The sequence below is a fragment of the Pseudomonas sp. IT-347P genome (assembly GCF_949768005.1).
Taxonomy (GTDB): domain Bacteria; phylum Pseudomonadota; class Gammaproteobacteria; order Pseudomonadales; family Pseudomonadaceae; genus Aquipseudomonas.
Map to the genome: position 1 here is coordinate 195482 of NZ_CATKPQ010000033.1, position 24282 is coordinate 219763.

Annotated in this window: 27 protein-coding genes; 22 read left to right on the plus strand and 5 right to left on the minus strand. The window is 59.3% G+C overall.

What is annotated here, in order from left to right; genetic code table 11:
- The first annotated feature begins 2 nt into the window (after positions 1-2).
- From pstA to ACM6IV_RS13670, 5 genes are all read left to right on the plus strand, one after another.
- On the plus strand, positions 3-1673 hold the full coding sequence (gene pstA, locus ACM6IV_RS13650) for a phosphate ABC transporter permease PstA (protein ID WP_007920248.1): 1671 nt from the start codon (positions 3-5) through the stop codon (positions 1671-1673).
- Between the two features lie 169 nt (positions 1674-1842).
- Positions 1843-2676: a phosphate ABC transporter ATP-binding protein PstB gene (gene pstB / locus ACM6IV_RS13655; protein ID WP_007920249.1), complete on the plus strand. Its 834-nt coding sequence runs from the start codon at positions 1843-1845 to the stop codon at positions 2674-2676.
- A gap of 71 nt (positions 2677-2747) precedes the next feature.
- Positions 2748-3509 (plus strand): phosphate signaling complex protein PhoU, encoded by a 762-nt coding sequence (phoU, locus tag ACM6IV_RS13660; protein ID WP_007954334.1) that lies wholly within the window; start codon positions 2748-2750, stop codon positions 3507-3509.
- 177 nt (positions 3510-3686) lie between these two features.
- Positions 3687-4637 carry a response regulator gene (locus ACM6IV_RS13665; protein WP_414870399.1) on the plus strand — a complete coding sequence of 317 codons (951 nt, stop codon included), beginning with the start codon at positions 3687-3689 and terminating at the stop codon, positions 4635-4637.
- 207 nt (positions 4638-4844) lie between these two features.
- Positions 4845-5741: a peptidoglycan DD-metalloendopeptidase family protein gene (locus ACM6IV_RS13670; RefSeq protein WP_414870400.1), complete on the plus strand. Its 897-nt coding sequence runs from the start codon at positions 4845-4847 to the stop codon at positions 5739-5741.
- 128 nt (positions 5742-5869) lie between these two features.
- On the opposite strand, the gene ACM6IV_RS13675 is transcribed toward ACM6IV_RS13670, so the two are convergent.
- The 3 genes from ACM6IV_RS13675 to phoB form a co-directional block, all read right to left on the minus strand.
- Positions 5870-7210: a hemolysin family protein gene (locus ACM6IV_RS13675; protein WP_016772486.1), complete on the minus strand. Its 1341-nt coding sequence runs from the start codon at positions 7208-7210 to the stop codon at positions 5870-5872.
- A 122-nt stretch (positions 7211-7332) separates the two neighbouring features.
- The gene (gene phoR / locus ACM6IV_RS13680) at positions 7333-8655 is read right to left on the minus strand and encodes a phosphate regulon sensor histidine kinase PhoR (RefSeq protein ID WP_414870401.1); all 1323 of its coding nucleotides are present in this window, start codon (positions 8653-8655) and stop codon (positions 7333-7335) included.
- Between the two features lie 38 nt (positions 8656-8693).
- Positions 8694-9383 (minus strand): phosphate regulon transcriptional regulator PhoB, encoded by a 690-nt coding sequence (gene phoB, locus ACM6IV_RS13685; protein ID WP_007896474.1) that lies wholly within the window; start codon positions 9381-9383, stop codon positions 8694-8696.
- Between the two features lie 151 nt (positions 9384-9534).
- On the opposite strand from phoB, the gene ACM6IV_RS13690 reads away from it, so the two are divergent.
- A complete protein-coding gene (locus ACM6IV_RS13690; RefSeq protein ID WP_414870402.1) occupies positions 9535-9918 on the plus strand; it encodes a hypothetical protein in 384 nt (127 codons plus the stop codon).
- Positions 9919-10031: 113 nt separating this feature from the next.
- Here the strand turns inward: ACM6IV_RS13690 and ubiA are convergent, their stop codons facing one another.
- Together ubiA and ACM6IV_RS13700 are read right to left on the minus strand one after the other, a co-directional pair.
- A complete protein-coding gene (ubiA, locus tag ACM6IV_RS13695; RefSeq protein WP_414870403.1) occupies positions 10032-10922 on the minus strand; it encodes a 4-hydroxybenzoate octaprenyltransferase in 891 nt (296 codons plus the stop codon).
- Complete coding sequence (locus ACM6IV_RS13700) at positions 10922-11482, minus strand: chorismate--pyruvate lyase family protein (RefSeq protein WP_414870404.1); 561 nt, start codon at positions 11480-11482, stop codon at positions 10922-10924. Before ACM6IV_RS13700 ends, ubiA begins: the two co-directional genes overlap by 1 nt.
- Before the next feature lie 201 nt (positions 11483-11683).
- Between ACM6IV_RS13700 and ACM6IV_RS13705 the strand changes: the two genes are divergently transcribed.
- The 16 genes from ACM6IV_RS13705 to tssG all read left to right on the plus strand — a co-directional run bounded on the left by ACM6IV_RS13705 (position 11684) and on the right by tssG (position 24274).
- Positions 11684-11851, plus strand: a complete 168-nt coding sequence (locus ACM6IV_RS13705) for a rubredoxin (RefSeq protein ID WP_003177199.1) — start codon at positions 11684-11686, stop codon at positions 11849-11851.
- A 20-nt stretch (positions 11852-11871) separates the two neighbouring features.
- On the plus strand, positions 11872-13020 hold the full coding sequence (locus tag ACM6IV_RS13710) for an NAD(P)/FAD-dependent oxidoreductase (RefSeq protein ID WP_414870405.1): 1149 nt from the start codon (positions 11872-11874) through the stop codon (positions 13018-13020).
- A gap of 190 nt (positions 13021-13210) precedes the next feature.
- Positions 13211-13486, plus strand: a complete 276-nt coding sequence (locus ACM6IV_RS13715; protein WP_003213368.1) for an HU family DNA-binding protein — start codon at positions 13211-13213, stop codon at positions 13484-13486.
- Positions 13487-14124: 638 nt separating this feature from the next.
- The gene (gene tssA / locus ACM6IV_RS13720) at positions 14125-15687 is read left to right on the plus strand and encodes a type VI secretion system protein TssA (RefSeq protein ID WP_414870406.1); all 1563 of its coding nucleotides are present in this window, start codon (positions 14125-14127) and stop codon (positions 15685-15687) included.
- A gap of 32 nt (positions 15688-15719) precedes the next feature.
- Positions 15720-16223, plus strand: coding sequence for a type VI secretion system contractile sheath small subunit (tssB, locus tag ACM6IV_RS13725; protein ID WP_414870407.1), 504 nt, complete (start codon positions 15720-15722; stop codon positions 16221-16223).
- A gap of 25 nt (positions 16224-16248) precedes the next feature.
- Positions 16249-17724 (plus strand): type VI secretion system contractile sheath large subunit, encoded by a 1476-nt coding sequence (gene tssC, locus ACM6IV_RS13730; RefSeq protein WP_016772499.1) that lies wholly within the window; start codon positions 16249-16251, stop codon positions 17722-17724.
- 9 nt (positions 17725-17733) lie between these two features.
- Complete coding sequence (gene tssE / locus ACM6IV_RS13735; RefSeq protein WP_007920274.1) at positions 17734-18141, plus strand: type VI secretion system baseplate subunit TssE; 408 nt, start codon at positions 17734-17736, stop codon at positions 18139-18141.
- Between the two features lie 11 nt (positions 18142-18152).
- The gene (locus ACM6IV_RS13740; RefSeq protein ID WP_095119779.1) at positions 18153-18653 is read left to right on the plus strand and encodes a PAAR domain-containing protein; all 501 of its coding nucleotides are present in this window, start codon (positions 18153-18155) and stop codon (positions 18651-18653) included.
- Positions 18654-18667: 14 nt separating this feature from the next.
- Positions 18668-19492, plus strand: a complete 825-nt coding sequence (locus tag ACM6IV_RS13745; RefSeq protein WP_414870408.1) for a hypothetical protein — start codon at positions 18668-18670, stop codon at positions 19490-19492.
- On the plus strand, positions 19482-19826 hold the full coding sequence (locus tag ACM6IV_RS13750) for a hypothetical protein (protein ID WP_110718146.1): 345 nt from the start codon (positions 19482-19484) through the stop codon (positions 19824-19826). Before ACM6IV_RS13745 ends, ACM6IV_RS13750 begins: the two co-directional genes overlap by 11 nt.
- Positions 19827-19848: 22 nt before the next feature.
- The gene (locus tag ACM6IV_RS13755; protein WP_401168064.1) at positions 19849-20256 is read left to right on the plus strand and encodes a hypothetical protein; all 408 of its coding nucleotides are present in this window, start codon (positions 19849-19851) and stop codon (positions 20254-20256) included.
- A gap of 23 nt (positions 20257-20279) precedes the next feature.
- Positions 20280-20657 (plus strand): hypothetical protein, encoded by a 378-nt coding sequence (locus ACM6IV_RS13760; protein WP_122660257.1) that lies wholly within the window; start codon positions 20280-20282, stop codon positions 20655-20657.
- Positions 20654-21070 (plus strand): hypothetical protein, encoded by a 417-nt coding sequence (locus ACM6IV_RS13765; protein ID WP_150647521.1) that lies wholly within the window; start codon positions 20654-20656, stop codon positions 21068-21070. Before ACM6IV_RS13760 ends, ACM6IV_RS13765 begins: the two co-directional genes overlap by 4 nt.
- Positions 21063-21488: a hypothetical protein gene (locus ACM6IV_RS13770; protein WP_122660255.1), complete on the plus strand. Its 426-nt coding sequence runs from the start codon at positions 21063-21065 to the stop codon at positions 21486-21488. The genes ACM6IV_RS13765 and ACM6IV_RS13770 overlap by 8 nt, the downstream gene beginning before the upstream one ends.
- Positions 21489-21515: 27 nt before the next feature.
- Positions 21516-23303 (plus strand): type VI secretion system baseplate subunit TssF, encoded by a 1788-nt coding sequence (gene tssF, locus ACM6IV_RS13775; protein WP_122594482.1) that lies wholly within the window; start codon positions 21516-21518, stop codon positions 23301-23303.
- Entirely contained in the window at positions 23267-24274 is a 1008-nt protein-coding gene (tssG, locus tag ACM6IV_RS13780) for a type VI secretion system baseplate subunit TssG (protein ID WP_007920288.1), read from the plus strand. Before tssF ends, tssG begins: the two co-directional genes overlap by 37 nt.
- The last annotated feature ends 8 nt before the right edge of the window (positions 24275-24282 follow it).

Sequence of the window (24282 nt, forward strand, 5' to 3'; positions counted from 1 at the left end):
CTGTGAAACAGAACTCCCTGAAAGGATGGTTCAAGAGCGGCGCCCCGGGCGTCTGGATCAGCGGTGGCGCGGTGTCCATCGCGGTCATCATGACCATTGGCCTGCTGGCGGTGATCGCCGTGCGCGGTCTGGGTCACTTCTGGCCGGCGGACCTGGTCCACGCTCACTACGATGTACCGGGCCAGGCCAATCACCTGGTCATCGGTGAAGTGGTACAGAAAGAAGAAGTGCCCCGTGCCCGGTTGAAGAGCGCCGGTTTGCCGGTGCCGGATGAAGGCCCGGAATTCATGACTCGCGAGCTGATCAAGGTCGGTAACCGTGACCTGAACGGCAACGACTTCACCTGGATCGTCGGCGAGTGGTTGACCAATCAGACCACGCCGCCGGAGTTGATGGCGATCGAACGTCGCGAGTGGGGCAATTTCTACGGCTACCTGGTCAACGTCAAACAGGATGGCAAAGTTATCGCCGAGGGCGAGGCGGCGTGGCCTGAGCTGCAAGCGCGGATCAACCGTGTAAACGGTCTGGCGGCACAACTTAAGTCGCTGGAAAAGACCGACATTGGTGCAATTAACGCCGGTCTCGAACGCATCCGTCTGCACGGCCGCAAACTGGAACTGGAAGGCAAACTCGACGCCACCGCGCAAGCGGACATGGAGTCCGAGCGTGCCGAGCTGAACGCGCGGTATCAGGACATCGAAGCGCGTCTGGCTGATCTGCATGCGCAGTTCAACCGCGACGCTTTGACCGCACGTGATGCCAACGGCAAAGAAATCGAAATCGGTCTGGGTAAAGTGGTTCACGCCTATCAGCCGAACGCGATGAGCACCTTCACCAAGGTCGGTTTCTACTTCAGCAAGATCTGGGAATTCCTTTCGGACGACCCGCGTGAAGCGAACACTGAGGGCGGGATCTTCCCGGCAATCTTCGGCACCGTGATGATGACCCTGATCATGGCGATGATCGTCACCCCGTTCGGCGTACTGGCGGCGGTGTACCTGCGTGAATACGCCAAACAGAACACCCTGACGCGGATCATCCGTATTGCGGTGAACAACCTCGCGGGTGTGCCGGCGATCGTTTACGGCGTGTTCGGTCTGGGCTTCTTCGTGTATGTGTTGGGTGGTTCGGTTGACCGCTTGTTCTTCCCCGAAGCATTGCCGGCACCGACGTTTGGTACCCCGGGTCTGCTCTGGGCCTCGCTGACCCTGGCGCTGCTGGCGGTGCCGGTGGTGATTGTGGCGACCGAGGAAGGTCTGGCGCGTATTCCGCGTACCGTGCGTGAAGGTTCGTTGGCCCTCGGCGCGACCAAGGCTGAAACCTTGTGGAAGATTGTCATCCCGATGGCCAGCCCGGCGATGATGACCGGCATGATCCTCGCCGTGGCCCGTGCCGCCGGTGAAGTGGCGCCGCTGATGCTGGTGGGTGTGGTGAAACTGGCGCCGTCGCTGCCGGTGGATGGCAACTACCCGTACCTGCACCTGGATCAGAAGATCATGCACCTGGGGTTCCACATCTATGACGTCGGCTTCCAGAGCCCGAACGTCGAAGCGGCCCGTCCGCTGGTGTACGCCACGGCGCTGTTGCTGGTGTTGGTAATCGCGACCTTGAACCTGTCGGCGGTGTATATCCGCAACCACCTGCGTGAAAAATACAAAGCACTGGATAGCTAAGGACGACGCGAACCCTGTGGGAGCGAGCTTGCTCGCGAAGCTTTTGGCGGCCTCAAGGGCCCCTTCGCGAGCAAGCTCGCTCCCACATTGAACCGCGTCCACTGGAATATTGATGGAAGCTGCAACAAGCAGTGTTCCGAACCGAATTTGTCAGCACAGGGAGCCTCCCATGCAGCACGAAACACATAGCCACGGCATCAACATGTCTGCCCTGGGCCGCGACAAGCAAAGCCTCAACCTGGCGCAGGAAACCGTGGCCATCGAAGTACCGGGCCTGAGCCTGTACTACGGTGAGAAGCAGGCGCTGTTCGACGTCAGCATGAACATTCCGAAACAGCGCGTGACCGCGTTCATCGGCCCGTCCGGCTGCGGTAAGTCGACCTTGCTGCGTACCTTCAACCGCATGAACGATCTGGTTGACGGCTGCCGCGTTGAAGGCGCGATCAACCTGTACGGCAACAACATCTATCGCAAGGGCGAAGACGTCGCTGAGCTGCGTCGTCGCGTCGGCATGGTGTTCCAGAAGCCCAACCCGTTCCCGAAAACCATCTACGAAAACGTGGTTTACGGCTTGCGCATCCAGGGCATCAACAAGAAGCGCGTCCTTGACGAGGCGGTCGAGTGGGCGTTGAAAGGCGCGGCACTGTGGGACGAAGTCAAAGACCGTCTGCATGAATCGGCCCTCGGTTTGTCCGGTGGTCAGCAACAGCGTCTGGTCATCGCCCGTACCATTGCGGTTGAGCCGGAAGTGCTGCTGCTCGACGAACCGTGCTCGGCCCTCGACCCGATCTCGACGCTGAAAGTCGAAGAACTGATCTACGAGCTGAAATCCAAGTTCACCATCGTCATCGTGACCCACAACATGCAACAGGCCGCGCGGGTGTCCGACTACACGGCGTTCATGTACATGGGCAAACTGGTGGAATTCGGCGACACCGATACCCTGTTCACCAATCCGGCGAAGAAGCAGACCGAAGACTACATCACCGGTCGTTACGGCTGACAGTTGCGGGTTATTCACAGAATTGACGCTGCGGCCCACCGCACCTTACCGGACGCTCCAAGGACGCCAACATGATTAGTAAAGAAGGCCTTACCCACCACATCTCCGCGCAGTTCAACGCCGAGCTTGAGGAAGTGCGCAGCCACCTCCTGGCCATGGGCGGGCTGGTCGAGAAGCAGGTCAACGACGCGGTCACCGCGCTGATCGAGGCCGATTCCGGCCTGGCTCAGCAGGTGCGCGAGATCGACGATCAGATCAACCAGATGGAACGCAACATCGACGAAGAATGCCTGCGCATTCTCGCCCGTCGTCAGCCGGCGGCGTCCGACCTGCGTTTGATCATCAGCATCTCCAAGTCGGTGATCGACCTTGAACGCATCGGTGACGAAGCGACCAAGATCGCTCGCCGGGCGATTCAACTGTGTGAAGAAGGCGAAGCGCCGCGCGGTTACGTCGAGGTTCGTCACATCGGCGACCAAGTGCGCAACATGGTTCGCGATGCACTGGACGCGTTTGCCCGTTTCGATGCCGATCTGGCCTTATCGGTGGCGCAGTACGACAAGATCATCGACCGCGAATACAAGACTGCACTGCGTGAGCTGGCCACCTACATGATGGAAGACCCGCGCTCTATCTCGCGGGTCTTGAGCATCATCTGGGTGCTGCGTTCGCTGGAACGCATCGGCGACCACGCGCGCAACATCTCCGAACTGGTCATCTACCTGGTGCGTGGCACCGATGTGCGCCACATGGGCCTCAAGCGGATGAAAGAAGAAGTTGAAGGGACAAGCGGCGAAACCGCTAATGTTCCGGGCGATGCTGACGATAAGTAAGATTGCCTGAGAAAAGCGCCCGGCCCTTTGGCCGGGCGTTTTTGTTTGTGCTTTTCATGGGCAGATTCGAATTAAAAAGCAGCACCCGCGAACGAAAAGTCCCGGCGTGACTGAAGAGTTTTGGCAATGTGCCATCAGCCAGCGTTATGCTTGCCGGGATTTTAATAGGGGTGTTGGATGAGCAAGATCAGTGTGTTGGTCGTGGACGATGCTTCGTTCATTCGTGACCTGGTGAAAAAGTGCCTGCGTAATTACTTCCCGGGGATCCGCACCGAGGACGCCGTCAACGGCAAGAAGGCCCAGGCCATGCTGGCCAGAGAAGCCTTCGACCTGGTGCTGTGTGACTGGGAAATGCCGGAAATGTCCGGTCTCGAGCTGCTGACCTGGTGCCGCGAGCAAGACAACCTCAAGACCATGCCATTCGTCATGGTCACCAGCCGTGGCGACAAGGAAAACGTCGTGCAGGCGATTCAGGCCGGCGTTTCCGGCTATGTCAGCAAGCCGTTCACCAACGAGCAGTTGCTGACCAAGGTCAAGCAGGCGCTGAACAAGGTCGGCAAGCTCGACACCCTGATGAACAGCGCGCCGACGAAGATGAACTCGGCGTTCGGCAACGACTCCCTGAGTGCCTTGACTGGCGGCAAGCCTGCGGTGGTCGGTGGCGCCCCGGCTGCGGCCAACCCGTTCGCCAAACCGGCAGCTGCCGCACCAGCGCCTGCCGCTGCGCCGTCCCGTGGCCTGCTCAACAGCCCACCGGTCAAGGCACCCGTCGCCGCGTCGGCTCCGGCCAGCGGTCGTGGTCAAGGCCAATTGCGCCTGCCAAGCGGTACTCAGCAATGCGTGATCAAGGCTTTGAGCATCAAGGAAGCGTTGCTGGTGGTGAAACGCACCGACACCCTGCCGCAGATCCTCGACAGTGCCGTGCTCGATCTGGAGCAGGGCGATAACGCTGAAATCGCCCGCCTCAACGGCTACCTGCACGCTGTCGTTGCATTTGAGCCGAAGCCTGACAGCGATTGGCTGCAACTGACGTTCCGTTTCGTCGACCAGGATGCGCAGAAACTCGACTACATCTCGCGCCTGATCGCCCGCGGCACGGCGCAGAAGCATTTCGTTCCGGGCGCGTGATCTTCGTCGCCTGACCGTCAATCTTCGCGAGCAGGCTCGCTCCCACCTTGGAATGCATTCCAAATGTGAGCGAGCCTGCTCGCGAAGTGGCCATCAAATGCACCACCCATCCCCCGCACCTGCCAATTTGAAACATCTGTCGACTAGCCTGGTCTGCTTCACCTGCTAGGCTCATTTCCAGGCCTTCCTTTCGACAGACTCTTGCCCATGCTCGCGCGCCTGCTGTTTTTCTGTGGTCTCTTCATGGCATCCGCCTCGGCTGTGGCCATGACCATTTACAAATCCACCGACGCCAACGGCGTGGTCTCGTACAGCGACCGGCCGAGCAAAGGCGCGCAGGTGTTCGTGTTTCAGGACCGCATGGTCGAGCGCCTGGAGCGGCAGGTGTACCTCGATATCAAAAAGCAGAAGGGCACCGACGTGGTCTTCGTGCGCAACGATCTGTATGCGCCGGTCAAAATTGCCCTGGCATTCACCGGGTTGAGCAATGTGCGTGGTGCGCCGGCGCAAACCATCCACCGGGTGCTGCCGGCGCGCAGCAACACGCGGTTGGCGTTGCTGACGGCGATATCCGGCAAGCAGTCGCTGGTGTATACGCCGCAGTTCCATTACTCCCTCGGCGACCCCACTGGCATCGCGCAAGGCTATCGCTATCCACTCCCATGGCGTGGCGGGCCGTTCCGCCTGAGCCAGGGCGCCAACGGTCAGTACAGCCACTATGGGCCGAAGAACCGCTATGCGATGGACATTGCGATGCCGGTGGGCACGCCAATCATTGCCGCGCGGGCCGGGGTGGTGGTGAAGACCGAGAACTCCCAGAGCGGGCGCGGCTCGGATGCATCCGGCAATTTCGTGCGGGTGCTGCATGACGACGGCACCATGGGCGTGTATCTGCACCTCAAACAAGGTTCGGTGAGCGTACGCGAAGGGCAGCGGGTGGCAGTGGGCAGTCCGCTGGCGTTGTCAGGCAATACCGGCAACAGCAGCGGCCCGCACCTGCACTTTGTGGTGCAGCGCAATACCGGTGAGGGGTTGGTTTCGATTCCGTATCAGTTCATCCAGCCGCTGGGGGCGTTGCCCAACTTTGCGTTGGGCAAACAGTGATGAGGTGACGGTGTTGGCCCCTTCGTCGGAACGCCGCCCGGAGCCGGCTCGTTCCCACAGTTGAAATGCATTCCAGGGTGGGAGCGAGCCTGCTCGCGAAAGGGGCGGCGCGGTGCCGGATCAGCCCATCAATCCAGCATCAATACCTTGGCCAGCACAATCTTCGGCCCTTTCATCTTCTTGATGATGATCCGCAGGCCTTCGACTTCCAGCACTTCTTCCTCTTCCGGCACCCGTTTCAGGGTTTCGTAGACCAGCCCGGCGAGGGTTTCCGCTTCAATGTGATCCAGATCGATGCCCAGCAGGCGTTCGACCTTGAACAGCGGCGTGTCGCCACGTACCAAGAGCTTGCCCGGCTGATAAGCGAGAATGCCGCGCTCAGCCTTGCGGTGTTCGTCCTGAATGTCGCCGACCAGTACTTCGAGCACGTCTTCCATGGTCAGGTAGCCGATGATGTTGCCGTCAGCCTCCTCGACGACGGCGAAGTGCGAGCCGCCCTTGCGGAACTGTTCCAGCAACTGCGACAGCGGCATGTGCCGCGACACGCGCTCCAGCGGACGGGTCAGTTCGGCGAGGTTGAACGACTCGGGAATGTGGTCCAGCGCCGCCAGTTCCAGCAGCAGGTCCTTGATGTGCAGCAAGCCGACGAACTCCTGGCGCTCGCTGTCGTACACCGGATAACGGCTGAACTTGTGGCGACGGAACATCGCCAGGATTTCTTTCAGCGGCGCGTTGAATTCCAGCGTGATCAGGTCTTCCCGGGAGTTGGCCCAGTCCACCACTTCCAGCTCGCCCATTTCCACCGCTGACGCCAATACACGCATGCCTTGGTCGCTCGGATCCTGGCCGCGGCTGGAGTGCAGGATCAGTTTCAGTTCTTCGCGGCTGTAATGGTGTTCATGGTGCGGGCCGGGCTCGCCCTGGCCGGCGATGCGCAGAATTGCGTTGGCGCTGGCGTTGAGCAGGTAGATGGCCGGGTACATCGCCCAGTAGAACAGATACAGCGGCACCGCCGTCCACAGCGACAGCAATTCCGGTTTGCGAATCGCCCACGACTTCGGGGCCAGCTCGCCGACCACGATGTGCAGGTAGGAAATGATGAAAAACGCGGTGAAGAACGACACGCCTTTGATGATCTCGGGCGAGTCGACACCGACTGCGCTCAGCAGCGGTTCGAGAATGTGCGCGAACGCGGGTTCACCGACCCAGCCCAGGCCAAGGGAAGCGAGGGTGATACCCAGCTGACAGGCTGAGAGGTAGGCATCGAGCTGACTGTGTACGGTGCGCAGGATGTGTCCGCGCCAGCCGTGTTGTTCAGCGATGGCCTCGACCCGGGTCGAGCGCAGTTTGACCATGGCGAATTCCGCCGCAACGAAAAAGCCGTTGAGCAAAACCAGGATCAGAGCAAAAAGGATCATGCCGAAATCGGCGAATATTGTTGCGAGGGACAAGCCAGGGGAAGGGTCCATGATGGAGTTTTGCGGGTTCCGTGTGATTCAAGAAAGGGAAAAATCGCGCCTGAAAGGCAGGCACAAGTCAGCCAATGTAGCGGCTGACATGGCGATTGCCTAGTGGCGAGTGCCGGCCGGTCTTACTCGGCGGCGCTGATGGCCCGTGTCTGGGCGACCTGAGCCGGGGCGAAATGGCAGGTGAACGTGCTGCCGTGACCAGGCACGCTGCTGATCTCCATGCGCGCGCGATGGCGCAGCAGCACGTGCTTGACGATGGCCAGACCCAGGCCGGTGCCGCCGGTGTTGGAGTTGCGGCTGGAGTCGACGCGGTAGAAACGTTCGGTCAGGCGTGGCAGGTGTTTGCTGTCGATGCCGATCCCGGAATCCTGCACGCTCAGGTGGGCGCCCTGATCGTCACCCCACCAGCGAATGCGGATGTTGCCTTCGGCCGGGGTGTACTTCACCGCGTTGAACACCAGATTGGAAAACGCACTGCGCAATTCCGCCTCGCTGCCCTTGAGCAGCAGGCTGGCGTCGGCCTCCAGAGTAATGCGCTGGTTCTTCGCGCCGGACAATTGCTGAGCATCGCTCTTGATCGACTGCAGCAAGGTGTCGACCTGCACTGGCTGGTTGTCCGACGGATAATCGGTGGCTTCCAGTTTCGCCAGCAACAACAAATCGTTGAGCAGCGTCTGCATGCGTCCGCCCTGTTGCTGCATCTGCTGCAGGGCGCGGCTCCAGCGTGGATTCACTTCTTCGACGTTGTCGAGCAGGGTTTCCAGATAGCCGCAGATCACCGTCAGCGGCGTGCGCAACTCGTGGGAAACGTTGGCGATGAAGTCTTTGCGCATCTGTTCCAGCTGATGGATACGCGTGACATCGCGCACCAGCATCAAGTGTTCGTTGTTGCCGTAGCGGGTCAGGTACAGCTGAATGCGCACGCGATCATTGGTCGGCGAGGGGATTTCCAGCGGTTCGGCGTAACTGTCCTGCTCGAAGTATTCCTTGAAGCGCGGATGCCGCACCAGGTTGGTCACCGGTTGGCCGCTGTCTTGCGGAGTCTTGAGACCGAGCAGGGTTTCTGCGGCGCGGTTCCACCATTCCAGGTTGCCGTCGCTGTCGAGCATGATCACCGCGTCTTTCAGCGCGGCGGTGGATTCCTGAACCCGGTCGATCACCGCTTGCAGGCGCCCGCGTACGCGTTGGTCGCGGCGTTGCAGGTGGTAGATGCTGTCGAACACCTCGCCCCACAGGCCATAGCCATCGGGTGGTGCTTCGTCGGGTTGATGCTGGCGCAACCATTCGTGCAGACGCAGCAATTGCTTGAGCGTCCAGGCCAGATAAATCCCCAGGCCCGCCGCGAGGCTCCAGCCGTAATAGCCGGTGATCAGGCCGATCACCAGGCAGGCGGTGACCAGCAACAGCATGTGGCGAATCAGGGTGCCATGCCAGTTTTGATTCACGGTCGATACGGTCCTTGTCAGCGAGTCTGGCGGGCGGATCAGGCTTTGGTGGAGAACCGGTAGCCAGTGCCGCGCACGGTTTGTACCAGATTTTCGTAGGCGTCGCCGAGGGCCTTGCGCAGGCGGCGGATATGCACGTCGACGGTACGCTCTTCAACGTAAACGTTGCCGCCCCAGACCTGATCCAGCAACTGGCCACGGGTGTAGGCGCGTTCCTGGTGGGTCATGAAGAATTGCAGCAGACGGTATTCGGTCGGGCCCATCTCCGCCGGTTTGCCGTCGATGGTCACGCGGTGGCTGATCGGGTCGAGAAGCAGGCCACCGACTTCGATTGGCGCTTCGCCGTCGGTCGGGCCGGCACGGCGCAGTACGGCTTTGAGACGGGCGACCAGTTCGCGCGGGGAAAACGGTTTGGTGATGTAGTCGTCGGCGCCGACTTCCAGACCCTGGATCTTGTTGTCCTCTTCGCCCTTGGCGGTGAGCATGATGATCGGGATGTCCCCGGTCAGCTCATCGCGTTTCAGACGTCGAGCCAGCTCGATACCGGAGGTGCCGGGCAGCATCCAGTCGAGCAGGATCAGGTCCGGCTTGCGGTCGACGATGATGGCGTGTGCCTGCTGCGAGTTCTCTGCCTCGAGGCAGTCATAGCCGGCCATTTCCAACGCAACGGCGATCATTTCGCGAATGGGCGCTTCGTCGTCGACGATCAGAATGCTCCTGCCAACCATGCCTTAATCCTCTTGTCATTTAACTGTCTTGCGCCGCATTAGATAACGGAATTATTGCAGTCGTGTGACAGTATTTCAGGCTGGCGGCGATTGTACGAATGCTGAACTAAGCTTTAAGTCCGAATCCTGACAACCACAAAAGAAGGTTTCCATGACTCAAATGACTGTTTCTTTCAAAGCCCTGCTGATGGCTGCCGCCCTCACGCTGCCGGGACTGGCCATGGCGGCCGATCCGGCGATGGAGAAGGACGGCATGTACACCGATCACAAGGGCATGACCCTGTACACCTTTGCCAAGGACTCCGCCGGCAAATCCTCGTGTAACGATAAATGCGCTGCGAATTGGCCACCGTTGAAGGCTGAGGCCGGCGATAAGTCGATGGGCGACTGGACGGTGATCAAGCGTGACGACGGCTCGATGCAGTGGGCTTATCAGGGCATGCCGCTGTATACGTTCGTGATGGACAAGAAGGCCGGTGACATGACCGGTGACGGCAAAATGGACGGCGCCTGGAAAGTCGCCAAAGCCAAGTAAACGCAAATCCCCTGTAGGAGTGAGCCTGCTCGCGATAGCGGTGTATCAGTCGGCATTTTCGTTGACTGCTACACCGCTATCGCGAGCAGGCTCACTCCTGCATTGATTTGCGTTTAGCGCAATGCGTAATCCAGCACGATCCCGACGAAAATCGCCAATCCGGCCCAATGATTGTGCAAAAACGCCTTGAAGCAACGCATGCGGTCGCGATCGCGGGTGTACCAGAACTCCCACGCGTAGCACCCGGCCGCCACCAGCAAACCGAGATGGAACCAGATACCCAACTCGAATTTCGAACCGGCCAGTAACAGGCAACCCAGCGAAAGAGCCTGCAGACTCAGGATGATCACTCGGTCCGCCTCGCCGAACAGAATCGCCGTCGACTTCACGCCAATCTTCAAATCGTCATCGCGATCGGTCATCGCGTAATAGGTGTCGTAACCCACCGTCCACAGCAGGTTGGCGATCCACAGCAGCCACGCCGCTGCCGGCAGTTCGCCGGTCTCGGCCGTGAACGCCATCGGCATGCCCCATGAGAACGCCGCGCCCAGCACCACCTGCGGGTAATAGGTGTAACGCTTCATGAACGGATAAGTAAAGGCCAGCGCCAGACCACCCAGTGACAGCCAGATCGTCGGCGCATTGGTGCACAGCACCAGTAGAAAACTCACCCCCATCAACAGCGCAAAGAACACCAGCGCTTCTTTCGAGCTGATTCTGCCGGCAGCCAGTGGCCGCTGCGCGGTGCGTTTGACGTGGCCGTCGACCTTGCGATCGGCCCAGTCGTTGATTACGCAGCCGCCGGCGCGGGTCAGTACCACGCCAAGGACAAAAATCACGATATTGGCCAGCGACGGCGAGCCTTTGCCGGCGATCCACAATGCCCAAAGCGTCGGCCACAGCAGCAGGTAAATGCCGATCGGCTTGTCCATCCGCGTCAACTGAATGAAATCCCAGGCGCGCGGGTTCAAGCGGTTCAGGGACTTGAGCAGGCTCTGATACATCAGCAGTTCTCCGGATGGGCGCGGGCGGCGGTCCACAGGCTCGGCAGGAAGATTTCCGCGACCAGGACGCTCAACGCGCCACGGTCGAAACGCGAGCGACGGCCCCACAGCCCGGGTGCTCTGGCATCCGCCGGCAACCAGTCTTCAGGGTAATGGCAAACTTCAATGGCGCGGCGCTGGAACGCCTGATCGCAAAACAGCAGTTCGCCCAGCGAGCGGCTGCCCAGTTCATCCATGTGCAAGCCGTCGCCCTGCAAGGCAGAGCGCGACGCTACGCTGCGAGCAAATACCCAGGCCTCGCCATGGCCGCGCAAATACACCTCGCGCACCCACCCCTCGCTGCCCTCGGCCAGATCCAGCGCCGCGCATTCGTCAGCGCGCAGGATGTCCCAGCCTTCGAACAACGGCGTGACGCTGAAGCCATCATTGGACAGCCGGGTCAGGCGGCGGGTGAGGGAGCCTTCGTCGAACAGCCAGTCGAGGGTCAACGAATCGGGGAGGGGCGTCAGTCGGCTTTGAGTCAGCCAGAGCGGGGCCGGGCAGGCATTTGAATGTTGCACAATGAGTCATTATTGGCCGCAAATGAGGCGGCGAGCTTACCATGGCGAGCGGCGATATTGATTGATCCGGGTCGCCGTTGCGCCGAACAGGCTTGCATCTGCCCGGCACCATCAGTACAAAACGCCCTGAGCCGGATGGCAGCGCACCACCCATCGACCGTCCGCGCCGGCACCCAGCCTGAACCCTGAGGAAGTACCTGAATGAAAAAGTGGCAATGCATCGTCTGTGGCCTGATCTACAACGAAGCCGACGGTTGGCCGGATGACGGCATTGCGCCGGGCACCCGTTGGGAAGATGTACCGGCAGACTGGCTGTGCCCTGACTGCGGCGTCGGCAAAATGGACTTCGAAATGATCGAAATCAACTAAACACAGACAAGGAGTAAGGCATGAGCGCACCTGTCGTCATCATTGGCACTGGCCTTGCGGGCTATAACCTGGCCCGCGAGTTTCGCAAGCTCGACAGCGAAACCCCGCTGCTGTTGATTACGGCTGATGACGGCCGCTCTTACTCCAAACCGATGCTCTCCACCGGTTTTGGCAAGAACAAGGACGCCGACGGCCTGAGCATGGCCGAACCGGGCGCCATGGCCGAGCAGTTGAAGGCCGAAGTGCGCACGCACACGCGCATCAGCGGCATCGACGCCGGCCACAAGCGCCTGTGGATCGGTGAAGAGGCGGTGTACTACCGCGACCTGATCCTCGCCTGGGGCGCAGAAACCGTGCGCGTGCCGATCGAAGGCGATGGCAGCGATCTGGTCTTCCCGATCAATGATCTCGAAGACTACGCACGTTTCCGCGTCGCTGCGGCCGGCAAGCGCCGGGTGCTGCTGCTCGGCGCCGGCCTGATTGGCTGCGAGTTCGCCAATGACCTGATCCTCGGTGGTTATGAAGTGCAACTGGTGGCGCCCTGCGAACAAGTCATGCCGATGTTGCTGCACCCGGCCGCTGCGGCAGCGGTGCAGGCCGGGCTGGAAAGCCTGGGTGCGAAATTCCACCTCGGCCCGGTGCTGACCCGTCTGCAAAAAGTCGCCGACGGACTGGAAGCGCATCTGTCCGACGGCCAGGTCATTCCTTGCGACGTGGTGGTTTCGGCCATCGGCCTGCGACCGCGCATCGATCTGGCGGCGGCCGCTGGCGTACAGGTCAATCGCGGTGTCGTGGTGGACCGGCATCTGAAAACCTCCCACGCCAATATTTACGCCTTGGGCGATTGCGCTGAAGTCGACGGGCTGAATCTGCTGTACGTGATGCCTCTCATGAGCTGTGCGCGAGCGCTGGCACAAACCCTCGCCGGCAACCCCACCGCCGTGAGCTATGGGCCAATGCCGATCACCGTGAAAACCCCGGTGTGCCCGCTGGTGGTTTCGCCGCCGCCACGGGGCCGCGAAGGTGTCTGGACTGTCGAAGGGCAGGGCGCCGACATCAAGGCGCTGTGCCACAGTGCCGACGGGCAATTGCTCGGTTACGCGCTGACCGGCGCGGCAGTCATGGAAAAACTCGCCCTGAACAAACAGCTTCCGGCCCTGCTGGCGTAAATACCGGTCGTTCTGTCGGAATCACCCCGCTTTTGCCCCGACAAAGGTCGCGGGGAGACTGGCGCCGCCGGTATCCGCGTGCCATTCTCACTCCCGTCTGCCGCAGAGTAGAGCCTGCGGCGCCTTGGGCGCTGTTCCAACGAGAACAGCACGGACATAACAACAAAAAACCGTCAAAGGGGCTTCACTAATGCGTAAACCAGAACTCGCCGCTGCAATCGCTGAAAAAGCAGATCTAACCAAAGAGCAGGCTAACCGCGTACTCAACGCCGTTCTCGAAGAAATCACCGGCGCCCTGCACCGTAAGGACAGCGTGACGCTGGTCGGCTTCGGCACCTTCCTGCAACGCCACCGCGGCGCCCGCACCGGCAAAAACCCGCAGACCGGCGAGCCGGTGAAAATCAAGGCCAGCAACACCGTTGCGTTCAAGCCTGGCAAATCGTTGAAAGACAGCGTTAATCCTTAATTGCGGCGAACTCCTCGAATAACGAGGACAACCGCATAAAAAAATGGGCACACCGATTGCGGTCGGGTGCCCATTTTTTATGGCCCTCTATTTGTTATGCCATACGGTAATAATGAAGGCTGCTTAACGGGGTGCATTGTTTGGCTATCGATCTGCCATGCATTTAAAGCAATACCTATATATAAAGCCATCATTATGATGGCACTTTTGCAATTGTTGGTTGTCTCGCTGTGAATTGTTGAAACAACACCGAAACCTTTCGGAATCATCCTACATCCGAATTTTTCAAAACCCGTCATGCTCCGCCGCATTCTCGCCAGCTCGGTTTACGGTGAGCGATGGCATGTGGAACGATCGCTCTAAATCAAGCCTTTCAGGCATTTTGTATGGGTATTTGAATATAAACACTGGATCGGGGATTCCCTGACGGAATATAGGGAAAACTCCTACAACAAACAAAGAACACTTCGTCTTGTTGTTTAATCAGATGCTTGCTAGTGGCCATCATAGTGATTACGATGCGCCCACTTGAAAGAGCACATCTCAATTGGATGAGTCGCTGCACTGCTCTTCGATACTGTCCCGCGCCGCGGTAACTCCAACAGGCGCCTGACTGTAATCCTTAATAAAGGCCATGGATGTCCTACTCAAGCAAACTTTCCGCCCATTACCTCGAACTCGCCAAAGTCTCTGTTTCCAAAGAGAATTTCGCGGGCGAAGACGTTCGTTTTTCGAGCGAATTCGAGGCGCTGGAAAGCGAGCTGGCCAAAGCCTCGTCGATGCATGAAAGCGGGCAGATCGACTGGCTGAAAATTCGCGAAAACAGCGAAAATCTGCTGCGTACCCAATCCAAGGATTTGCGCGTCGGCGCCTGGCTGACCTGGTCTCTCTACCAGCGCGAATCCTTCCCCGGGCTGCTGGCCGGCCTCGGCCTGCTGCACCATCTGTCGGAAAACCACTGGGCCGACGTTCACCCGCTCAAACCCCGCACCCGTGCCGCCGCCATCGGCTGGCTGGTGCCGCGTCTCGAGCAGGTCATCACCGAAAATATTGCGATCAAAGAGCAGTTGCCGATGTTCCGGCAGCTCTCCGAGCACCTGTCCGGTCTTGAAGCGGCGTGTGCTGAGCATCTGGGCGATGATTCGCCGCTGTTGTTGCCGATCTCCCGTCGCCTGAAAACCATGATCCAGCGCGCGGCCGACAACCAGCCGGCCCCCGGCGTGGTCGGTGCGGCGGTGGCGCAGGTCAAGCAGGCGGCGAGCCAGTTGCTCACCCCCGGCGCGCCGATCGACAACGAACGCGATGCGCACAAAGCCCTGCGCGCGCAACAGGAAAGCGCCCGCCCGCTGTGCGCCTGGTGGCTCAAGCAGAAGGCCACTGACCTGCGCGCCCTACGCCTGAACCGCACGCTGCTGTGGATGACCATCGACGCAGTGCCCGAGCGCAATGCCGAGCAGATCACCGTGTTGCGCGGCCTGCCACTGGAAAAGCTCAAGCTCTACCAGGACCGCTTCGATCAGGGCAAATACGCCGACCTGCTGGTGGAACTGGAGGCGAGCCTGGCGAAGGCGCCGTTCTGGTTCGATGGCCAGAGGATGGTCTGGGAATGTCTCCAGAACCTCAACGCCGAGCTGGCCATGCGCGAAGTGGAAATCCACTTCGCGCTTTTGGTTCAACGGCTGCCCGGCATTGTCGAGTTGCGCTTCCATGACGGCGCGCCGTTTGCCGATCCGTCCACCCGGGCGTGGATCGCCGCCAACGTCATGCCGCACCTGCAAAGCGCCAGCGCGCCACGCAAGGTCGAAAGCGAAAACGTCGAAACCCAGCCGGCCTGGGAAAAGGCCCTCGAAGAAGTCCTGCCGCTGCTGCGCAAGGAAGGCCTGAAGCCTGCCGTGCAGACGCTCAAGCAGGGCTTGCAGTCGGCCCACGGCGGCCGCGAACGCTTCTTCTGGCAGTTCGCCCTCGCGCGCCTGTGCTTCATGGCCAAGAAATACGAACTGGCCAAGAACCAGCTGGAAACCCTCGATCAGACATTACAGGACTCAGGCCTGCACGCCTGGGAGCCCGATCTTGCATTGGAAGTGCTGCACCTGCTGCACAGTTGCTGCGAGTTGTTGCCGCAGAACCATGCCGTACGTGAACGCAAGGAAGAGATTTATCGCAGGCTGTGCCACCTCGACCTCGAAGTGGTACTCGAATAGGCCCCAGGGCCACAACCGCAAGGAGAAAAGCCATGGCCAAAGAAGGCTCGGTAGCCCCCAAGGAACGCATCAACGTCACCTTCAAACCCGCCACCGGCGGTGCTCAGGAAGAGATTGAACTGCCGCTGAAGCTGCTGGCAATCGGTGACTACACCCACCGCAAGGACGATCGCAAAATCGAAGATCGCAAGCCGATCAGCATCGACAAGATGACCTTCGACGAAGTGTTGGCCAAGCAAGAACTGGGTCTGACGCTGAGCGTGCCGAACCGTCTGCAGGAAGATGGCGAGGCCGACGAGCTGGCTGTGCAATTGCGCGTCAATTCGATGAAGGACTTCAACCCGGCCAGTCTGGTCGAGCAAGTGCCTGAGCTGAAAAAACTGATGGAACTGCGCGATGCGCTGGTGGCCCTCAAAGGCCCGCTGGGTAACGCACCTGCGTTCCGTAAAGCGATCGAAGGCGTGCTCGCCGACGACGAATCCCGCGGTCGCGTACTCGGTGAGCTGGGCATGAACGCCGCAGCCCCGGACGCCTGAGACTCCAGCCAAGGAAGCCAACACAATGAGCACTAGCGCAGCACAAGAGAAGAGCGCCGCCAGCGGTGAATACAGCATTCTCGACAGCATCATCGCCGAAACCCGTCTGACTCCGGACGACGAAGCCTACGACATCGCCAAGCGCGGTGTGTCGGCGTTCATCGAAGAACTGCTCAAGCCGCAGAACAACGGTGAGCCGGTCAAGAAGGCCATGGTTGACCGCATGATCGCCGAGATCGATGCCAAGCTCAGCCGTCAGATGGACGAAATCCTGCACCACCCGGACTTCCAGGCTCTGGAATCCTCGTGGCGTGGTCTGCAGTTGCTGGTCGACCGCACCAACTTCCGCGAAAACATCAAGATCGAAATCCTCAACGTCTCCAAAGAAGACCTGCTGGACGATTTCGAAGATTCGCCGGAAGTCATGCAGTCGGGCCTGTACAAGCACATCTACACCGCTGAATACGGCCAGTTCGGTGGTCAGCCTGTGGGCGCGATCATCGCCAACTACTACATGTCGCCAAGCTCGCCAGACGTCAAGCTGATGCAGTACGTGGCCAGCGTTTCGTGCATGTCCCACGCGCCGTTCATCGCTGCGGCCGGCCCGAAATTCTTCGGTCTGGAAAGCTTCACCGGCCTGCCGGATCTGAAAGATCTGAAAGACCACTTCGAAGGCCCGCAATTCGCCAAATGGCAGAGCTTCCGTACTTCGGAAGACTCCCGCTATGTTGGCCTGACCGTGCCGCGTTTCCTGCTGCGTAACCCGTACGATCCGGAAGAAAACCCGGTCAAATCGTTCGTGTACAAGGAAACCGTTGCCAACAGCCACGAGCACTACCTGTGGGGCAACACTGCTTACGCGTTCGGCACCAAGCTGACCGACAGCTTCGCCAAATTCCGCTGGTGCCCGAACATCATCGGCCCACAGAGCGGTGGCGCGGTTGAAGACCTGCCGTTGCACCACTTCGAAAGCATGGGCGAAATCGAAACCAAGATTCCTACTGAAGTTCTGGTTTCCGACCGTCGTGAATACGAACTGGCCGAGGAAGGCTTCATCTCCCTGACCATGCGTAAAGGCTCCGATAACGCGGCGTTCTTCTCCGCCAGCTCGGTGCAGAAGCCGAAGTTCTTCGGCATCAGTGCAGAAGGCAAGGCGGCAGAGCTGAACTACAAGCTCGGCACCCAACTGCCGTACATGATGATCGTCAACCGCCTGGCTCACTACTTGAAAGTGCTGCAGCGCGAGCAACTCGGTTCGTGGAAAGAACGTACCGACCTCGAGCTGGAACTGAACAAGTGGATCCGTCAGTACGTTGCCGACCAGGAAAACCCGAGCGCCGAAGTCCGTGGCCGTCGTCCGCTGCGCGCTGCGCAAGTGATCGTCAGCGACGTTGAAGGCGAGCCGGGCTGGTACCGCGTGAGCTTGAACGTGCGTCCGCACTTCAAGTACATGGGTGCCGATTTCACCCTGTCGCTGGTTGGCAAGCTGGACAAAGAGTAAGAGCGACTCATGGACGGATACGGCAGCCTGTTCGAACGCCTCAACGGCGACGCGCAACTACGCAAGGGCAACAGCCTTGAGGCTTGTGCCATGGCGTCAGTGGCTGCCCATCTGGCCAAAATGCTCAGCACCCGGGCCGGCAGCGTGCAAACGCTGGCCGACTACGGGTTGCCCGATCTCAATGACATGCGTCTGAGCCTGCACGACTCCCTGAGTCAGGCCCGTCTGGCCATCGAAAACTTCATCGAAGCCTACGAGCCGCGCCTGAGCAATGTGCGTGTCATTTCCCTGCCGCGTGACCACGATCAACTGCGCCTGGCCTTCAGTATCGAAGGCCTGCTGGAAGTTGAAGGGTTCAAGCGTCAGGTCAGTTTTTCCGCGCGCCTGGATGGCAGCGGTCAAGTGAAGGTCACCTAAGGAGATCCCCGATGTCTGGCAAACCCGCAGCACGCGTATCCGACCCCACCGCTTGCCCGCTCCCCGGCCACGGCACCAACCCGATCGCCGCCGGTTCCGGCGACGTGTTCTTCGACGGCCTCGCGGCCGCCCGCCAAGGCGATGCCTCGGCGTGTGGTGGTGCGATGGTCGGCGATCTGGCGACCACGGTTTTGATTAACGGCAAACCTGCTGCAACGGTCGGTTCGGTGGGTTCGCATGGGAACAAGGTCACCGCCGGTTCTGGCACGGTGATTATCGGGAATTCGCATTCGCCTGTGGCGTTTGTGCCGCCAGTGCCTTTGATCATTCCGGGCTTCGATGCTCAGTTCCAGCTGAAAAACGGTCTGGGCAATCCGCTTGCGGATACGAAATACCTACTCCGTCGAGCGGATGGTTCTCTCGAAAGTGGAATCACCAATGAGTTGGGCCTGACTCATCGCGTGAAGGCCCACACAGCTTCCGAAAAAATCGAAGTTTTCATTGAGAGCTGAGGGAGTACTCATTCATGGCCGAGGCTGAAAAAATCAATAAGGACGGGCAGGAATATGTGCCAGCTGGCGCGGCCGTGAGCACAAAAACCTCTGAGGTTGCGCCGGTAGAGTTGCAGGTTTGCCGCTGTAACGGAAAAGAAGTCACAACGCTGGCTGGCTACGACAGCATCCCGAGCTATACCGGCGAGCTGCCTTCTCCGTTGCAAATTATGTGGTACGTGCCAAAAACCAAAGAAATGCTCAAGGCAAGTTTCTCTGATACAGAAATTCGTGTCTGGATAAAGCAGGCGGCTGAATATTATGGCGTCCCGCATATTTTGCTGGCGGTTATTCTGCAGCAGGAGAATGGACCTAAGGGCAGTAAATTTCTTCAAACCATGCAATTCGGCGAACGGTCGCTGACTACTCTGCTGGCAATTGTTGACAACTTGGCTTTCGATGCCGTCCCGGACAAGTTGGCCGGTGGCTCCAGCGGCTTTGCCAATATGAGTAGGGCAACATTGCAGAAGTCCGTTCAATACACAGAGAACTATTACTGCAAGAAACCTTTGCCCGAAGACGTTCAGTACCGGATTTTTGGCTGGAACCAGGACACGCGAATCCCGGGCGATGATTGGAAGGCAGACCTCTACTATTGCGCCGGCCATCTACGTGAACTGGTTGACCGGGCTACCGGGACTCGCTGTCACTCCGGAGCGCTGACCGCCGACCAGCTGAAAAAGGTGATTGCTTCCTACAACGGTTCGGGGCCGCTTGCCGAAAAGTATTCAACCGATGCTATGACGTTGTTAGACGCAGCGAAAGCAGGTACGGCGTGGTTGTATTTTTATGAAAGGTAAACTCTCGACGTCTACCACTCTTGCGCTTGCTGCCGGCATTTTGGCTGTGGGGGTTGTCGTGTGGACAAATATTTTCTCCAATTCGCTGATGCTGTTAATGGACGGCGTTAATTTTATTCCTGCGGAATCCTCAATCCTCGCCTTTGAACCTTATGAGATAAATCAAGGGTCGTCTTCCTATTGGATCTACGGTCAGGATGGGGAAAATTATTATTATTTTTCTTATGACGCGGCTGCGCCTTACATTTTTATTTCCAAAGCAAATGTTTGTCAGGGGTTTGATCGCCTGAATTTCAAAACATGGTGCAGTGCGAAACAAGGTACGAAGAAATGATCAGCGAGGCATCGATCTGCTCATGAAACAGTCAAGGATGATTTCGATGTCGGGGTGGGCAGTGTTTTTCACGTTTTTCATCCCAGTGACTACCTACGCCGCTCAGCAGGTCTACAGCAATAATGTTTTCCTGCTGAACACCTGTGGCGTGCCTCTGGAATTGTCCGTGGTGCATGACTCCAACTATGACGATAAAGCCCGCCGCTTGGTGTTGGATCCAAATCAGCGCAGAACTATCGCCAACTACAGATCGTTCGGCGAGGACGTAGCCGGTCAGATCAGCGACCAGTACAGCCTGTCGATCAAGAGCCCGACGGCGACCAAAACCATCGACGCGCAGACGTTGCGAAAGGCTGTCGCAAGCACCGAAAGAACTGAACAAAAAGCTGTTCGTTCATGGGTCATTACTGATGGTTCTTTCTGCCCATGAAGTTTTTTAGCGGGAACGGCTCAGTGAAATCAAGAGCGTGGCAATGCCTGGCCGCTTTCCTCTGCTCGGTCGGTTTGCTGACGATTCTGGTCGGCTTCGCGCTGCTGTTGCGAATGGAAAGCTCGACCAAACCAAAGCTGTTCGCTCATCCCAACGCGTTGTGGGTGGGCGCCGAGGATGGCGGTGTATTCGTTGAAGTTACCAGGAACGAGGCGCCGGACTATTACGTCGAGATTCGCCACGAGAGTGGCGGAATGTGGACTGAGGGTTGGGTTCGATACGGCACACGGGACAGCTATCCGTTGAGCGCTGCCGCCATCGGCGGCTACGACGGCGTTGAACTCTATGTGTATTCGGCGATGGCGATCACGCCGAAAAAACAGGGAGTGGCGCAGCGATGAATATCTACGCGCGTCTTGCACTCTGTCTGGCGATTCACGCGGCGGGATGCGTGGCCTACGTGTTTCTGAATAACGCAGTGGTGGTGGCCTACAAGGCCTTCAACGGCGGATTCACCACCCGTGGCGTGGCGATTGGCATCGCCCACTACATGTTCATCTACATATTTTTTGGCATAAACGCGCTGGCCGCGATCATCCCGAACCTGTGGGCCAAGCTCGGTCTGCTCGCACTGATGGTTGCCTGGATTCTGTTCATGATGGTGCCGAACAACCCGCTACGTGCGCTGTTCTACACCGTGGCCCAAGGCGGAGTCACGTTGTTGGCGATTCTGCTCACGCAGGTGATTGAACTGCGTTGGGAAAGACTTGCGCTGATGCGGCAGACGTCGCCTGCGAGCCCTGCTCATGCTTAGTCGTGCGCAACTGAGCTTCTTCATGGCGGCCTTGTGGTGGCCACTGCTGGCGGTGTTGGCGATCAGTTCCTATGACCTGTGGAATGGCGAGTATTTAACATCCGAGTCGACCGGGATTTATTGGCAGTACCTGTTGTGGTGGGGAATTCCCGGGCTTCTGGGTTTCTCGCTGTGGATGTCCCGATCGGCGCAAAGCCGCAACGAGCAACAGGCACTGCGGATGGTTTGGTGGGCGCCGGTGAAGTTCATCCCGTTCTACGCCGTGCCATGGATGCTGTATGGCTTGTTCAGTCTGTTCGTCGGGCCGTCCAGGGACGCTTACATGGCGTACGGCTGGATCTCGATTGTGCCGTTTCTCCTGATTGGCGGTTACGTCTGTGCCGGCGTGACAGTCGCGCTCTACAGGATATTTTTTTGATGAGTTCCACTACCAGGCAGGTAACCCGTGTCGTTTAACCACTACTACCAAAGCGAACTCACCGCACTGCGCCAACTCGGTCGCCGTTTCGCCGAGCGTAGTCCGGCGCTGGCACCGTATCTGGGGCAGGCCGGGCGGGATCCGGATGTGGAGCGGTTGCTCGAAGGCTTTGCGTTTCTGACTGGGCGTCTGCGCCAGAAGCTCGATGACGAGCTGCCGGAGCTCAGCCATTCGTTGATGCAATTGCTGTGGCCGAACTACATGCGTCCGCTGCCGGCGTTCAGCATTTTGCAGTTCGATCCGCTCAAGCGATCCGGGCCGGCGTTGCGCGTCGAGCGTGATACGCCGATCGAAAGCAAGCCGATCGAAGACGTGCGTTGCCGCTTCCGTACTTGCTACCCGACCGAGGTCTTGCCGCTGGATCTGGCCGCGCTGAATTACTCGGTGAAGGGCGACGGCTCGCTGCTCAGTCTGCGTCTGGAAATGAGTGCCGACGGCCACCTCGGTGAATTGGAACTGAGCAAACTGCGCCTGCACTTTGCCGGTGAGCGCTACATCAGCCAGATGCTTTACCTGAGCCTGCTACGCAACCTTGAAGGCATCGAACTGATCCCTCTCGACGGCGCCGGCAAGCCGATCGATGGCGTCAGCGGCAAGCCGATGGCGTTCAAGATTCCCGGTGATCGGGTCAAACCGGTGGGCTTTGCCGAAGAAGAAGCGTTGATCCCGTATCCGCTGAACACCTTCCGCGGCTATCGCTACCTGCAGGAATACTTCGCCTTCCAGGACAAGTTCCTGTTCGTCGACGTCAACGGTCTGGACATCCTCAACGCGCTGCCGGAAGACACCCTCAAGCAGATGCGCGGTCTGGAATTGCGCTTCGATATTCGCAAGAGCGGCATCATGCGCATGCGTCCGACGCTGGATAACGTGAAGCTGTTCTGCACGCCGATTGCCAACCTGTTCGCCCACGACGCACTGCCGATTCGCCTCGACGGCAAGCAGGACGAATACCTGTTGCTGCCGGCGGAATACGATCTGGAAAACTGCGGTGTGTTCTCGGTAGAAACCGTGACCGGCTGGAAGCCCGGCGGCCTCGGTTATCAGGAGTACGTGCCGTTCGAATCCTTCGAGCACGACCCGAGTTTCGACGTGCCCAACAGCCGTCCGCATTACAGCATCCGCCAGCGTTCGTCCTTGCTGCACGACGGCCTCGACACCTACCTGAGCTTCGGCATTCGTCACACCGAAGCCCACGAAACCCTGTCGATCGAGCTGATGTGCACCAACCAGAACCTGCCGCGCAAGCTCAAGCTCGGCGACATCTGCATGGCCTGCGAAGAGACGCCGGAGTTCTTGAGTTTCCGCAACATCACCCCGGCGACGTCGAGCTTCGCGCCACCGCTGAACCGTGACTTCCTGTGGAAGCTGATCAGCAACATGTCGCTTAACTATCTGTCGCTGGCCGACGTCAATGCGTTGAAGGTGATTCTCGAAACCTACGACCTGCCGCGCTACTACGACCAGCACGCGGAGAAGGTCAGCAAACGCCTGCTCGGCGGCCTCAAGCACATCAAGCATCACCACGTCGACCGCTTGCACCGTGGCTTGCCGGTGCGCGGTCTGCGCACCGAACTGACCATCGATCCGGAAGGGTATATCGGCGAAGGCGACCTGTTCGTTTTCGCTTCGGTTCTTAACGAGTTTTTCGCGCTTTACGCCAGTCTCAATTCATTCCATGAGCTGCGCGTAAAAAGCACACAGGGAGAGGTGTACCAATGGACACCACGTATGGGCCTGCAGCCCCTGCTTTAAGCGGGCTGACCAAGGTAATACGCGAGTACTCGCTGTTTCAGGCCGTGCTGCTGGTGATCGACCGGCTGCGCGAGGCACACCCGCACCTGAGCGAAGACGATCTGTACGACCACGTGGAGTTTCAGGCCAACCCGAGCCTGGGCTTTCCGCGCAGCGACGTCGATCGCGTGGAGTTTTTCGAAGAGCACGGGCAGATGCGCGCGCGCATGCGTTTCAACCTGATCGGCCTGGTCGGTTCCGGCTCGCCGCTGCCGGCGTTCTACGGCGAACAGGCCTTGGGCGACAGCGAAGACGGCAACCCGACACGCAACTTCCTCGACCTGTTTCACCATCGCCTGCAACGGCTGATGCTGCCGATCTGGCGCAAGTATCGCTACCGCGCAAGCTTCCAGAGCGGCGCGATCGATCCGTTCTCCTCGCAGCTGTTCGCCCTGATCGGCCTCGGCGGCGACGAGATTCGCAAGGCCAAGGAGCTCAACTGGAAACGCCTGCTGCCGTACCTCGGTTTGCTCAGCTTGCGGGCGCACTCGGCGGCGCTGATCGAAGCCGTGCTGCGTTACTACTTCAAGCACGAAGACCTGGTCATCGAGCAGTGCATCGAGCGCCGCGTAGAAATTCTCGAAGAGCAGCGCAATCGTTTGGGCCGCGCCAACAGCCTGCTCGGTGAAGACCTCGTGCTCGGCGAACACGTGCGCGACCGCAGCGGCAAATTCCGCATTCACATCACCGAACTCGACTGGCAGCGATTCCATGAATTCCTGCCGATCGGTTTCGGTTACCAGCCGCTCTGCGCGCTGGTGCGGTTCACCCTGCGTGACCCGCTCGATTACGACATTCGCCTGGTCCTGCGCCAGGAAGAAATCCGCGAACTGCGCATCGGTGAGCAGAACGCCTGTCGCCTCGGTTGGACCAGTTGGCTGGGCCGCGAAAAAGCGGACGGCGTGGTGACCCTGGGCAGCAAAATTCATTAAGGACGTGA